Source organism: Gracilibacillus boraciitolerans JCM 21714 (assembly GCF_000521485.1).
Taxonomy (GTDB): Bacteria; Bacillota; Bacilli; order Bacillales; family Amphibacillaceae; genus Gracilibacillus; species Gracilibacillus boraciitolerans.
This window is the reverse complement of the sequence record NZ_BAVS01000001.1, coordinates 254,286-268,443: the sequence shown is the minus strand read 5'-3', so window position 1 is coordinate 268,443 and position 14,158 is coordinate 254,286. Positions and strand designations below refer to the sequence as shown.

Here is a 14,158-nt window from a genome sequence, read left to right as displayed (position 1 = left end):
TAGGTCTATTCTTATGGATATAGCCGGTTGAGTAATCGTGGAAATGGAATCGTTTCTCTTACATGCTCTACCCCACTAATCCATGCTACTGTTCGTTCTAGACCTAAACCAAAACCAGCATGTGGGACACTTCCATATTTACGTAAATCAAGATACCAGCCATATGCTTCTTCAGATAACTGATGCTCCTGGTATCGTTGTTCCAATAATGCTAAATCATCAATGCGTGCAGATCCCCCAATAATTTCACCGTATCCTTCCGGAGCAATTAAATCTGCACATAACACGACATCGTCACGTTCAGGGTCTGGTTTCATATAAAATGCTTTAATATTCTTTGGATAATGTGTTATAAATACTGGCTGATCAAAATTTTCTGCTATCGCTGTTTCATGTGGAGCACCAAAGTCTTCTCCCCCCCATTGTAAATCCTCTAATCCCTTTTCTTTCAGCATTTCAACAGCCTTGTCATAAGTGATACGTGGAAAGGGTGCTTTGATTTTTTTTAGTGTTTGGATATCTCGATTAAGCGTATTTAATTCTAATTCACAATGCTCTATAACAGATTCGATAATAAATTGCACATAATTTTCCTGAATTTCAAGGCTTTCCTCATGAGTCACAAAAGCCATTTCTGGTTCGATCATCCAGAATTCAATTAAATGTCTTCTTGTCTTAGATTTTTCTGCTCTAAACGTTGGCCCAAATGAGAATACACGTCCTAGTGCCATCGCAGCAGCTTCCATATATAATTGTCCACTTTGAGAGAGATATGCTTCTTCCTCAAAATATTTCGTGTGAAATAATTCAGTTGTTCCTTCGGCAGCGGACCCCCCCGTCAAAATGGGTGGGTCTATTTTCATAAAACCTTCTTGTTTAAAAAATTGATACGTTGCTGTATGATTTGATTTCTGATTTTCATAATAGCATGTTGTTTTTTTGAGCGTAGCCATAAATGACGATGGTCCATTAAAAATTCAGTTCCATGCTCTTTGGGCGTAATCGGATAATCTAAAGATTTGTGAATTAATTCAATATTCTCTACCTGTATCTCATAACCAAACGGTGACCGTGTATCTTCTACTATGGTACCTCTTACATATAAAGAGGATTCCTGACTCACGAATTTTGCTAATTGAAATATTTCATCACTGACATTTTTTTTCACGACGATTCCTTGAATAAAACCAGTACCATCACGTAATTGCAGAAATGCAATTTTTCCACTTGATCTTTTATTAGCAAGCCACACACCTAATGTTACTTCCTGATTAAGGTATTTAGCTGCTTGGTTAATTGTTGTTTTCATTTAAAATACCTCCACTATCGATCTTACTGATGATTCTCGACAAAGCGTTTGATACGATTTGCTGCGTCTTCTAGTTGTTCAAGTGAAATAGCGTAGGAAAGTCTGACATTATCAGGTGCACCAAAACCAGACCCTGGAACAAGTGCTACTTTCTCTTCTTCAAGTAGTGCTGTAACCCAATCATCAACAGACTCAAAACCGTTCATCTCTGCTGCCTTTTTCACATTTGGAAATAAATAAAATGCTCCTTTAGGTTTTACGCATTCTATACCTGGAATCGCTGTTATCCAGTTATATAATTTCTCTAATCGTTCACTGAATGCTTCGCGCATCTCTTCAACAGGCTTTTGCGAGCCATTATATGCAGCTTCTGCAGCAACCTGTGAAATTGAAGTAGGATTAGATGTGGAATGTGATGCCAAATTGGTCATGGCTTTTATAATTTGCTTATTTCCAACAGCATACCCAATTCTCCAGCCTGTCATGGAATGTGATTTAGACACACCATTTATTATAACTGTTTGTTCCTGGAGCTCTCGTGATAGTTCTGCAACTGAATAATGCTTCGTGGCAGTGTAAGTCAATTTTTCATATATTTCGTCTGATACAATCAAAATGTTGTGTTTTAAGCATATATCTCCTAAAGCTTTTAGTTCTTCTTTTTCATACATTACACCAGTTGGATTACTGGGAGAGTTAATAATTACAGCTCTGGTTTTATCAGTGATCGCTTCTTCTAATTGTTCTGGTGTTAATTTAAATTCATTCTCTTCCTGTGCCTCAACAAAAACAGGTTTTCCTTCCGCTAATTTAATTTGTTCAGGATAGCTTACCCAATACGGGGCGGGAACAATCACTTCATCTCCCTTGTTTAACAATACTTGAAAAAGCGTGTATAAAGCGTGTTTAGCACCAATTGTAACAATAATTTGGTCCAAATCATAACCAAGTCCTTGATCCTCTTTCAATTTTTTTTGAATAGCTTGTTTTAAATCTATCGTTCCACCAGAAGGTGTATATTTTGTAAAGCCATCATACATTGCTTTGGACGCTGCTTCTAAAATATGTTCTGGTGTATTAAAATCTGGTTCACCTGCACCTAAGCCAATTACGTTATGTCCTGCTTGTTTTAATTCCTTTGCTTTTGCAGTAATCGCTAATGTGGAGGAAGGAGTTAATGTTTGCACTCTGTTTGCTAATTCCATCGTTTATCACCTTTCTATTATTGAAATGTGGGAGTTAATGTTAATCGATAGTGCGATTTATCCTCTAATAAAATATGCTCATACACAAGTCTGTCACTATCATCTAAATATTTAATTTCTAAAACTGGTACACCGTTATCCAAACCGATGGATGAACCTAAATATTCACAACTATTACATCGACTTTGCCATTCTGATCGTAAGATATCTTCCTGGTAGAGGGATTCTTGCTCAAATAATTTCAAATCAAAATTTCCTTCCGTTTGATATACGAAGGCATAATAAGCTTTGTTTTCTTTTGTCTCGCCATCGATTACATAATATAATTGATCACCATGATAGCGTTCAATGCTATGTATCACACTGAGATTTGAATTAGCGCGTGTGAACTCTTCGACATCTGCAAACCCAGCTCTTTTACTTGTCATTACATCCTGATAAATCGAAAAGAAATAATAACCAAAACCAATTAAAACAAGAAAACTTAAACCGATGATTAGAAATATTTTATTAGGTTCTGTAAATGGTAAAAATAGCTTTTTCATTCTTATCCTCACTTAATGTTAACCCAAACATTAGGTTATCTTCTTTTAGAGTCCGATTTAAACTATCCACTATTTTATATAACTCTTCAGAGTAGTCTAACTGTACGGTAGATAATGTTGTTATTTTTGAGTGGTTTATTTGGAACACCTCCATATATTATAAAACAAATATCACTCTATATTTTGATAGACTTTCGACATTTTTTCAACTAAAAACATGTGATATTTTTAAATATAGCAACGCAAATATGTTTTTGCTATACTGACAGAACGGTTTTCTGTTAATATTTCATAATCATCCTTACTTAAGCGCACATATACTGTGCCAGTTTGTTTTAGAAAGTAAACATCAATCCATGTAGCATTTAGTCGTTCAATCAAGGATTCATTGATTTTATGCGTGTTACTCGGAAAAATTATACTCATGTATGGATCAATATGCTCCAGAAATTGCTGTGATGGCGAATGGCCACTTCCAAACTCAGCCACTTTAAGAATATCGACATCTAATATTTGAGTATATAGCTTCTGTTCCATTGCTATTTCTTTATCATTTAAAAATAAGATCGATTGACTTCCATATTGGAGCAGGAAAGATATATGACCACCATCTGTTCCAGCAAGGGTTTTAATATAAAAATCTTCCCATAACGCAAAAATATCATCAGACTTCCAATTTGCTACTTCAATATCCTCTAAGAAATCAAGTTTCATTTTATTTGGTATAATAATTTTTTTAACATGATAATGCTTTAAAAAGTATAATAAATTACCGATATACTCTTCCGATTGATTCGTAATAATGATGGTATCGATTTGATTCACATGTAGTTCCTCTAATTGTTTTTGCAAGCTTTTTTGACTACGTTTGCTAGCTGTATTAATTAGTATGTGCTCTCCTTTATGATTTGATATTAAACTCGCTTCACCGTTAGGAACATTTAAAAAAACCACGTCTAATTGATCGGATTGCAAATCTGGAATCGATATCATTGCACCTGCTTTCTGAAAGCAGACTAAACAGCTTAATAGTATAACAAAAGTTATTAAATTTAATTTATACATCTTGGAAACCTGCCTTTTCTTTCATGATACTATGTAGGTTTACACAAAATGAGTTACATTATCAATGTCTTTTTTCCAGATGTATTAACAAGTTATCCATCGTATCGTATTCGATAGGTATTGTCGGAATCGAATTGATAAATGATTTTCCATATCGTTTAGTCATAATTCTATCGTCAAAGACAAATATAGAGCCGTAATCACTTTCTTTGCGAATCAAACGTCCAAATCCCTGCTTGAATTGTAAAATAGCTTGAGGTAGGGCTAATTCCATAAATGGATTGATTCCCTTATCTTTAAAATAATCTGATTTCTTCACAAAAACCGGATCCTGTGGTGATCGAAAAGGTAACTTCACAATAATTAAACATGTTAAATCATTGCCGGGGGGGATATCAATCCCTTCCCAGTATGCATTTGTACCTAAGAGAATCGATTGATCAAATCCCTGAAACTGTTTAATTAATCGATTGCGACTACCGGAGGAAACGCCTTGACCAATAATCAGATAATCAGATAACAGATCTGTTTCCTTAAGAAGATAAAAACTTTTACGTAACATATCATATGACGTAAAAAGTACTAGAATCTTACCTTTTGTTCGTTCTGTTATCGATATAATAGCTTCATTTACAGCATATATAAAAGCATCATTATCAGGGTATTGAATAGTTGGCAGATCATTAGGAATTAATAATTGAACATTTTTTTGATAATCAAAGTGATGGTTCACTATATAGTCATTTGATGATAACGCATAAATTCCTAACTTTTCCTTTATATAATCAAACGATTGGTTTATGGTAAGAGTTGCACTTATTAAAATAATTGATTCCCTTATTTGAAATAAATGATCATTTAATTCTTTTTGTATTGAAAATGGTTCACGATGAATAAATACTGCATTTTCAGCACCTTGCTGATCAATTTCCAACCAAGTAACAGCTGCTGAATCGGAATTAATTAAGAGTTTCCGAATTAGTTGCTGCAATTGCTGGAACTGTTCTTGTTCATGTGGAGCAGTTTGACTTAATAATAAGGACAGTTGTTTTAACATTAGAATCGTTCGATCCAAGATATCCTTGATTACTTGTTCGTTATCTATCTCCCAGACTGCTTTTAATCGCCCCCCCACATCTGTCACTGCTTTTGACTGTTGATTCTTCCTTTTAACAAATTGAAATAAATTTCGAAAAAGATGATCAAGCTCATATTTCACCAGTTCTAATTGTTCTTGAAATAAAGGATTATTGGCATAATTTTTTTCTAATTGTTGAAAATAGGCTATAAGTTCAAAGTAACTGACAGATGCACCAAAGTAATTTGTTGCAATTTGTTCTAACTGGTGGGCTTCATCAATAATTAAGCGTTGATAATCAGGCAGAATTCGTTGTTCAGTCATCATATCTATAGCCAATAAGGCATGATTGGTAACGATAATCGAAGATTGCCTTGCCATCTTTAACATGCGTTGATAAAAACACCAATCCTTCCAATTCTCATGGACTCGTTCATTACCAACCACAATTTGATGAAAAATCGGATGCTTTTCGATAGGAAATTGAATTTCATCTAAATCTCCTGAAGTTGTTTCTGTTAACCAAACTAATATCATTGCTTTTAATAAAGTATCCTGATAGGACCGGTAACTTGTGTCATGAAAATAATGTTCAAATTTTTGTAAGCTTAGATAATGACTTTTCCCTTTGATAATAGTACTGGAGATCGGTAGCTGTAATTTTTCCAAGTCCTGATCTATTAGCTGGGTCTGCAAATTGGTATTACTGGTACTAATTACTACCTTGTTATTATTTGTTAATGCTTCATAGACTGCTGGAATCAAATATGCAATTGTTTTTCCTATACCTGTTTCAGCTTCTATAAGAGCATGTTCTTTTTTTTGAAAATGATCATAAATCGTTTCACTAATGAAAACCTGCCCTTTCCTTTCTTCATAAAAAGGAAAAACTTGCGCTAACTGTCCATCATTCTTATACATTTTCTCTAAAAATGTATTGAAATCACTCTCTATTGTTTCGTTATTAACTAGATGATCCAATGTTCTTTTTAATGAAAATCCTCTGTATACCTCTATATCATTTCGATTCGTAGTGTTTTCGCTTAATTTACACACAAGCGAAAAGTCTGTTCTTAATGGAGAAGAAATCGTTAACAATTGTTCTATTACATTTTTGGGTAATGCTTGTATCTTATTTAAAAGTAAAATTAACAAATCTCCTGTAACTAATGCATCAGATATTGCCCGATGAGGATTTTCATGGGTAATAAGTAAAAATTCAGCAAGCTCATTAAGTTTATAACTAGGTGCTTTAGGGAACAGGATTCTTGACAATTCTACTGTATCTAACACAAATGGGTTAATTTTATTTTTTCCAATCCGACTTAATTCTCCATTTAAAAACGTTAGATCGAAAGGCACATTATGTGCTACGAGCACTGCATCTTCAAAAAAATCCATAAAGTCATCTACTACCTCTGCAAAACTCGGCTGTGTTATTACATCATCATCTGTAATAGAAGTCAATTGTGAGATAAAGGGAGGGATTGGTTTACCTGGATTAATAAGTTGGTTGTATTGTTTGGTAATTTGATTATTTTCAATCATAACAAGCGCTATTTCTATCATTCGATCCCCCCCTTTAGCCACGGATTGTCCGGTTGTTTCTACATCTATAACAACAAACTTTTGCAAACAATCATCCCCCCCGATTCTTTCATATTACTATTTACTATTTATATATGTATGAAAACACGAATTAGATAATGAGAATAACTAAAATGATGTCATACAGCTAAATTTTGAAAAATTATTATAAAAGAAACTCTTATCAGGAGAGGATAAGAGTTTGGTAATTAAAGACTGGAAAGTGGTGGTTCTTGCTCTAAAATTTGCTTGACATTATTATCTTTATCCATCACTGCAACTTTAGGTTTGAACGTTGTCAACTCATCCGCTGAAAATAACCCATATGATACTACAATGATAATATCATTTGGTTGTACAAGTCTTGCAGCAGCACCATTTAAACAAAATACTTTACTCCCGCGTTTACCAGCAATCACATAGGTCTCCAACCGTGCTCCATTATTGTTGTTGACAATTTGAACTTTTTCATGAGGTAAAATACCCACCATTTCTATGATCTCTTCATCAATCGTAATACTTCCTATATAATTTAAATTTGCTTCTGTTACACGAGCGCGATGAATTTTTGATTTCATCATAGTTCGAAACATATTCGATCCCCCCCTAAACAACCTCATGAGGTACTGTTCCATCTGTATTCATTATTATATTATCAATTAGTCTGGCCTTCTTAAATTGAACAGCAATGGCAATAATAATTGGCTGATCTATCACCTCAACAGTAGAAAGAGTTGGGAAAGATAATAAGTCAACATAATCTATTGTACCGTTAGTATGTTCCACAATATATTTTTTAACTTTCTCTATTATCATATCAGGATTTTTTTCGCCGTCAATCATTAATTTTTGTCCTTCTAATAAGGCCTTAGATAGGAAAGCAGCTTCATGTCTTTCATTTTTAGTTAGATAGATATTACGGCTACTTTTAGCCAGACCATCATCTTCTCTAACCGTTGCAACAGCTATAAGTTTTACAGAAAAATTAAAGTCATCAATAAGTCCTTTAACAATTGCCACCTGTTGTGCGTCCTTTAATCCAAAAAATGCAAAATCTGCTTGGGTTAAATGAAATAATTTAGTTAATACGGTTGCAACACCATCAAAATGATTTGGTCGACTTTTGCCACAGAGGACATCGGTGCGATCTTTAACATTAATGGTTACAATCTCTTTACCGGAATACATTTCTTTTACAGTAGGGATAAATAAATAGTCTACCTCATGCTTTTCAGCAATCGCTTGATCCCTTTGTTCATCTCGCGGATAACGATCGAAATCTTCATTTGGCCCAAACTGGAGTGGATTCACAAAAATACTTACAATTAGAATATCTGCATATTTTTTACTTTCTTCCATTAATCGCGTATGACCTTCATGTAAATATCCCATTGTAGGTACAAAACCAATTGTCTTCTGTTCCAATTTCAGTTGCTGATAACAGATATTAACTCATTTACTGTTCGTATGATCTCCACGTTTATTCCTCCAAATTTAGTTCATTGACTAAATCCTTATCCATAGCAAATGTATAGGAAGAACTTGGGAACTCTTTATTTTTAACTTCATAATGGTACTGTTGAATGGCTTTTTTAATATCACTGCCAATTTCTTGATACACTTTTACAAAGGATGGTTTATAATCTACACCGTATTGTAATATATCGTGATAGACTAATACTTGCCCATCACAATCACGGCCTGCACCAATACCAATCGTAGGAATGGTAAGTTGTTTACTGATGTATTTCGCAAGTTGATCTGGGACACATTCCAATACCACACTGAATGCACCACTCTCTTCCAAATGCTTCGCGTCTGTGATTAATTTTTCTGCAGCTTGTTTGTTTTTACCCTGGACACGATATCCTCCTAAAACATGGACAGATTGTGGTGTTAAGCCGATATGTCCAACAACAGGTACACCTGCATCTGTAAGTCGTTGAATTAAGTATAATATTTCTTTTGTTGCACCTTCCACTTTTAACGCTTGTGCATTCGTTTGCTGTATGATTTTTTGGGCATTTTCCATGGCCTTTTCTAATGAAAGATGATACGACATAAAAGGCATATCGACTATTTTAAAAGTATTTGGTGCACCTCTTGTAACTGATTTCCCATGATGAATCATGTCGTCAACGGTTACTTCAATTGTTGAATCATAGCCTAATACGACCATTCCCAATGAATCTCCAACTAAAATCATATCAATTTTCGCTTCTTCCGCAATCTTTGCAGAGGGAAAATCATAGGCAGTTACCATGGTTATTTTTTCTTTTTCTTGTTTCATTTTTTGAAATAAAAAGGTGTTTTTCACATGTATAACTCCTTACCAATATATTTCGGCACTATAAATCACTCGATCCTGTTTTTGTTCATCACATACCATTAAAGCACCATCATCTGTAATCCCTTTAATGGTAGCATAAAAAGCCTCTTGACCTGTTTTAATAAAAATAGAATCATTGAATTTATAAGCATGCTTTAACCATTTTTGTTTAATCGGTTCAAAACCAGTGCGAAGATAGTTTTGATAAGCTCCTTCAAAGTCTTGTAAAATGAATTGGATAAGCTCTGTCCGGTTCCATTCCTGACTTGAAACTATTTTTAAAGAAGTTGATTTGTGACGAATATCTTCTGAAAAGTTGTTGATATTTTGATTTACATTAATTCCAAAACCAATAATCAAATATTGAATTGCTTCTAATTCAGCTTGCATTTCAGTTAAAATACCAGCTAATTTCTTCCCATTAATAAAGAGATCATTAGGCCATTTTATTTGGATGGTTTGATCTGTTAATCGTTCTAAAGTATCAACTAATGTCACGGCAACGAATAATGTCATCTGAGAAGCTTGATGTGGAGGAATCGTCGGTCTGAGTACCATACTCAACCAAATACCACCATTATCATCTGACAGCCAGCGCTTTTCCATGCGACCTCGTCCAGCTAGTTGACGATTTGCAATAATAACGGTGCCATGTTTTTCTCCCTTTCTGGCTAATTCATGCGCTAAATCTTGTGTAGAACCTATTTGTTCCTTAAATATAATGGTTTGACCTAACCAATTTGTATCAAGTCCCCATTTTATTGAACTTTCATTAAGCTGATTTGGTTTAGCTAATAAGCGATAACCTTTTTTAGGAACGGATTCAAATTGATACCCGTCTTTTTTTAACTCATTCATATGTTTCCAGATCGCAGTACGAGAAATTTGTAGTTGTTCTGATAACATTTGACCTGAGATAAACTGTTGTTCTTGCTTCGCTAGTATAGCAATGATTTCATTTCTCTTATTATTGGTCATCATGTAACCACTCTCTTATTGCCTTTTTAGAATTTTCTAATCTTCCTGTCACAACTGCTTTTTCGATACGAAGAAGTAATTCGTGAATCCAAGCACCTTTCTCTCGTTCCGGGAAGAAAGCAACGATATCAGATCCGTTGATTATAAGTTTATTTCTATTTTTAATGGGAAGCGATCTCTTTATCATCTTCAGCTGTGATAGTGAAAAAGACGTATCTGTACATAGTATCAACACTAAATAAAAATCTTCCATTAATTGCTCTGGCAAATTATAAACAACCCAAGCAATCTCTTCTTTATGATAGTCCTGAAGCAGATGCACAAGTAGTTTACTCTCTTTTTTTAGTTGATTTGATAATTTCCATTGTTGCGTCCAATCTGAAATTAAGATGTCATTTACCTTGATATGCATATAGGCAATAAAGGCAGAGAAACTTGGGAATGATATCATTGTATTTTTCAGTATCTTCACTACTTGATGATTTGATATAATCGGTAAAAAACGATATAAACCAGTTTCAATTAAGGTCTGTTTCGCTATATGAAAATGGTCTCCTTTTATCATCTTTTCCCATTCTGTTGCAATTCGCTCGATCGAAATATTACGCATTAGCGGACTGTTTTTTTCGATTGAAACAAGTGCAGAACGATCTATTTCAAATCCTAATTGACTTTGGAAACGGATGGCCCGCATCATTCTCAAAGCATCTTCCCTAAAACGATCGTTCGCATCACCTACAGTACGTATTAATTTATTATCAATATCCTGTTGTCCAGCAAATGGATCGATTAAACACTTCGAATGATCCATCGCAATGGCATTCATCGTGAAATCTCTTCTGGCTAGATCCTCTATAAGATTTGATACAAATTTCACCTGATCAGGCCGTCTCGAGTCACTATAGGCAGACTCTGTTCGAAACGTCGTCACTTCAAAGGATACACTTTGATATCGAACCATCACTGTGCCATGTTGGATACCAGTTGGGATTACTTTTGGAAATATATTTTGAACTTCATCTGGAAAGGCAGAAGTGGCAATATCGATGTCACCAACTGACCGTTGTAACAGTGAGTCTCTAACAGCCCCTCCAACAATATACGCTTGATAGCCATGGATTTCTAACTTCTGTATGACTTCTTTTGCTAATGAAAAGAGCTTGTTATCCATTCGTTTTTCCTAATACTTCATCGTATATTGCTTCATATTCTTCTCGAATTCTCTCTGAAGAAAATTTTTCTAACACACTTTTCTTAGCATTGGCAGAAAAACGTTCCCATTTAACACGATCATCTAATAACTCCTGAGTTCGGGCAGCAAAAGCCTCAATGTCTCCTAATTCCTCAATATACCTGTTACCCCCATCTTCGATTACTTCAGGGATACCTCCAACATTAGAGCCTATACATGGTACACCACATGCCATAGCTTCTAATAAAACGACACCGAAACTTTCTTTCTCAGATAAGAGAAGCTTAATATCTGCAATGGATAGAAGTTCAGGGATATTTTTTTGATTTCCTAAAAAATGAACACATTTATCTAAATCTAAATCTTTTACCAGTTCATGAATTCTGCCATATTCCGGGCCATCACCAATAAGTAATAACCGTGCTGGCTTATTTTTATTAATTAAATGAAAGGTGTGAATAATATCTTCTAACCGTTTCACTTTACGGAAATTTGAAATGTGAACAAGTACTTTTTCATCAGATTTGATCCCGTATCTTTGTTTTAAGTTTACTTTTTGTCGTTGATATTCTGTTTCATTAACAAAATTATAGACGACACGGATAGGACAATCTACTTGTATCATATCTTGTGTTTGCTTGACAAGACTTTTTGATACTGCGGTGACAGCATCTGATTGTTCGATTCCAAAACGAATCAGTTTCTTTAAGCTTAAATCAATTCCTAGAACAGTTATATCTGTTCCATGTAGAGTTGTAACGATTTTCACCTGATGATGTGCCATTTGCTTAGCTAGTATGGCACAGATAGCATGCGGCAAGGCATAATGAGCATGGATAATATCTAATTGCTCTGTATCAATTACCTCTGCCACCTTAGTTGCCAGTGCTAAATCATAAGGTGGATATTGAAATACCGGATAATGATTTACCTCTACTTCATGAAAATAAATATTTGGGTCAAAAGAATTCAATCGATATGGCACGCTTGACGTAATAAAATGGATTTCATGACCTTTTTTTGCGAGCATTTTTCCTAATTCTGTCGCAATAATACCAGATCCACCAACAGATGGATAACAAATAATCCCAATTTTTAACATGATAGCTACCCACCTACATTTAAAATATACTTATTTATGTCCTTACAGTGTCCATAATCAACATAAAAAGATTCTAAACTATTGTAAATTTCGCCAATCAAAAAAGCCTGCATCCAGAGCTCTAACCATAACTTCTGCCCCACCCAAGTTGGTTACAAGCGGTATTTGATAGACGTCACATAAACGCATTAGGGCACTAATATCTGGTTCATGTGGCTGAGCGGTTAACGGATCTCGAAAAAAGATAAGTAAATCCATATCATTGGTGGCGACTTTAGCACCGATTTGTTGATCCCCCGCCAAGTGGACCAGACTGAAAGCGTTCAATTGGAAGTCCTGTTGCTTCTTGTATCCTTTTCCCTGTTGTACCGGTTGCATATAGAGTATGCTTTTCTAAAATAGATGTATATGCAACCATAAAATTCACCATATCTTTTTTCTTCTTATCGTGTGCAATTAAAGCAATGTTCATGTCAATCACTCCTATTCCATAATATTTTCTAAACCATATACTAATATATCTAATTTCATTACATTATCAATTGCTAATTTAACACCTGTCATGAAAGATTCACGATGAAAGGAATCATGCTTAATTGTGAGGTTCTCACCAGTCGAACCAAATACAACTTCTTGATGTGCAACAAGTCCTGGTAATCGCATACTGTGAATTTTCATTCCATCAATATCTGCCCCCCTCTGGCACAAGGAATGGTTTCTTTTTCATCTGGATGTCCTTGCAGTTTCGACTGGCGCACTTCTTTAATTAATGCTGCTGTTTTTAAAGCAGTTCCAGAAGGTGCATCTAATTTGTTATCATGATGTTTCTCGATAATCTCCACATCAGGGAAGTACTTTGCTGCCCATTTAGCAAATTGCATCATTAAAACAGCACCCAAAGCAAAGTTTGGTGCGATAATAACACCTATACCTTTCTCCTCTGCTAAGTCTGTCACTTCCTGGAGTTGTTCTTCTGTAAAACCAGTGGTGCCAACTACCGGTCGGATACCATAGTTTATGGCCGTTTTTGTATGTAAGTAACCAAATTCAGGTGTTGTTAAATCTACCAACACATCTGCCTCAACAGACTGAAAGCAGCTTTCTATATCCGTATAAATCTTCGCATCTAAATTGGGAAGGTTCTCAAATTCCTTAATGCTCATTCCATCGAATTTATGATCCAAACATGCCACTAGTTCTAAATCATCATTTTTTTCTATCATGCGCAATGCTTCACTTCCCATCTTTCCTCTGGGACCAGCGATTATTACTTTCACTTTACTCATTCTTCTGCCTCCTTGTCTTCCCATCTTGTCCAACGATCTTTGTCACGTGTTTTGATTTTTTTCATTGTTTTTTCAAATGCTTCACTAAGACTAAGACCTTGTGAATTAGCAAAACAAATCATAACAAATAATAGATCGCCTAATTCAGCTTCCATACTGTTTTCTGCTTCAGAATTCTTTTTTGGCTTTTCTCCATATAGATGATTCACTTCTCTAGCTAATTCTCCAACTTCTTCGGTGAATCGTGCTAACATACTTAACGGAGAAAAATACCCCTCTTTAAATTGTGAAATGTACTGATCTACTCTTTCTTGCATATCTTGAATACTTTCTTTATTATACATGGCACATCCTCCTTTGACAAAATAAAAAGACAGATAGATACCCATCTGCCTTTTATCATATTTAATATTAATCATCATTTGCAAGGAAAAACATTGATGCAAAGCAAATTAATTCAGCTACTGTTACGAGTGTTGCCG

The 14,158-nt window shown here is 34.8% G+C and carries 12 protein-coding genes and 3 pseudogenes; all 15 read right to left on the bottom strand.

Going from position 1 to position 14,158, the window contains the following annotated elements:
* Positions 1-11: 11 nt before the first annotated feature.
* Positions 12-1,309 (bottom strand): annotated as a pseudogene (gene asnS / locus JCM21714_RS01420) (asparagine--tRNA ligase).
* Positions 1,310-1,332: 23 nt separating this feature from the next.
* Positions 1,333-2,514, bottom strand: coding sequence for a pyridoxal phosphate-dependent aminotransferase (locus JCM21714_RS01415; RefSeq protein WP_035721126.1), 1,182 nt, complete (start codon positions 2,512-2,514; stop codon positions 1,333-1,335).
* Between the two features lie 17 nt (positions 2,515-2,531).
* Entirely contained in the window at positions 2,532-3,059 is a 528-nt protein-coding gene (locus tag JCM21714_RS01410) for a cell wall elongation regulator TseB-like domain-containing protein (RefSeq protein WP_035721125.1), read from the bottom strand.
* On the bottom strand, positions 3,025-3,213 hold the full coding sequence (locus JCM21714_RS18980) for a YpmA family protein (protein WP_084040535.1): 189 nt from the start codon (positions 3,211-3,213) through the stop codon (positions 3,025-3,027). Before JCM21714_RS18980 ends, JCM21714_RS01410 begins: the two co-directional genes overlap by 35 nt.
* Before the next feature lie 74 nt (positions 3,214-3,287).
* A complete protein-coding gene (locus JCM21714_RS01405; protein ID WP_200868425.1) occupies positions 3,288-4,124 on the bottom strand; it encodes a ComEC/Rec2 family competence protein in 837 nt (278 codons plus the stop codon).
* Between the two features lie 61 nt (positions 4,125-4,185).
* The gene (gene dinG, locus JCM21714_RS01400; protein WP_035721123.1) at positions 4,186-6,837 is read right to left on the bottom strand and encodes an ATP-dependent DNA helicase DinG; all 2,652 of its coding nucleotides are present in this window, start codon (positions 6,835-6,837) and stop codon (positions 4,186-4,188) included.
* 161 nt (positions 6,838-6,998) lie between these two features.
* Positions 6,999-7,382: an aspartate 1-decarboxylase gene (gene panD / locus JCM21714_RS01395; RefSeq protein WP_035721122.1), complete on the bottom strand. Its 384-nt coding sequence runs from the start codon at positions 7,380-7,382 to the stop codon at positions 6,999-7,001.
* A gap of 13 nt (positions 7,383-7,395) precedes the next feature.
* Positions 7,396-8,235 carry a pantoate--beta-alanine ligase gene (panC, locus tag JCM21714_RS01390; RefSeq protein ID WP_035721120.1) on the bottom strand — a complete coding sequence of 280 codons (840 nt, stop codon included), beginning with the start codon at positions 8,233-8,235 and terminating at the stop codon, positions 7,396-7,398.
* 34 nt (positions 8,236-8,269) lie between these two features.
* Positions 8,270-9,106 carry a 3-methyl-2-oxobutanoate hydroxymethyltransferase gene (gene panB, locus JCM21714_RS01385; protein ID WP_035721117.1) on the bottom strand — a complete coding sequence of 279 codons (837 nt, stop codon included), beginning with the start codon at positions 9,104-9,106 and terminating at the stop codon, positions 8,270-8,272.
* 12 nt (positions 9,107-9,118) lie between these two features.
* Entirely contained in the window at positions 9,119-10,096 is a 978-nt protein-coding gene (locus tag JCM21714_RS01380; RefSeq protein WP_035721805.1) for a biotin--[acetyl-CoA-carboxylase] ligase, read from the bottom strand.
* Positions 10,086-11,267: a CCA tRNA nucleotidyltransferase gene (locus JCM21714_RS01375; protein ID WP_035721115.1), complete on the bottom strand. Its 1,182-nt coding sequence runs from the start codon at positions 11,265-11,267 to the stop codon at positions 10,086-10,088. Before JCM21714_RS01375 ends, JCM21714_RS01380 begins: the two co-directional genes overlap by 11 nt.
* Positions 11,260-12,390, bottom strand: coding sequence for an N-acetyl-alpha-D-glucosaminyl L-malate synthase BshA (bshA, locus tag JCM21714_RS01370; RefSeq protein ID WP_035721112.1), 1,131 nt, complete (start codon positions 12,388-12,390; stop codon positions 11,260-11,262). The genes JCM21714_RS01375 and bshA overlap by 8 nt, the downstream gene beginning before the upstream one ends.
* 78 nt (positions 12,391-12,468) lie before the next feature.
* Positions 12,469-12,862, bottom strand: a pseudogene (gene mgsA / locus JCM21714_RS01365) (methylglyoxal synthase).
* 11 nt (positions 12,863-12,873) lie between these two features.
* Positions 12,874-13,676 (bottom strand): annotated as a pseudogene (gene dapB, locus JCM21714_RS01360) (4-hydroxy-tetrahydrodipicolinate reductase).
* Entirely contained in the window at positions 13,673-14,020 is a 348-nt protein-coding gene (locus tag JCM21714_RS01355; protein WP_035721110.1) for a nucleotide pyrophosphohydrolase, read from the bottom strand. The pseudogene dapB and the gene JCM21714_RS01355 overlap by 4 nt, the downstream one beginning before the upstream one ends.
* Between the last annotated feature and the right edge of the window lie 138 nt (positions 14,021-14,158).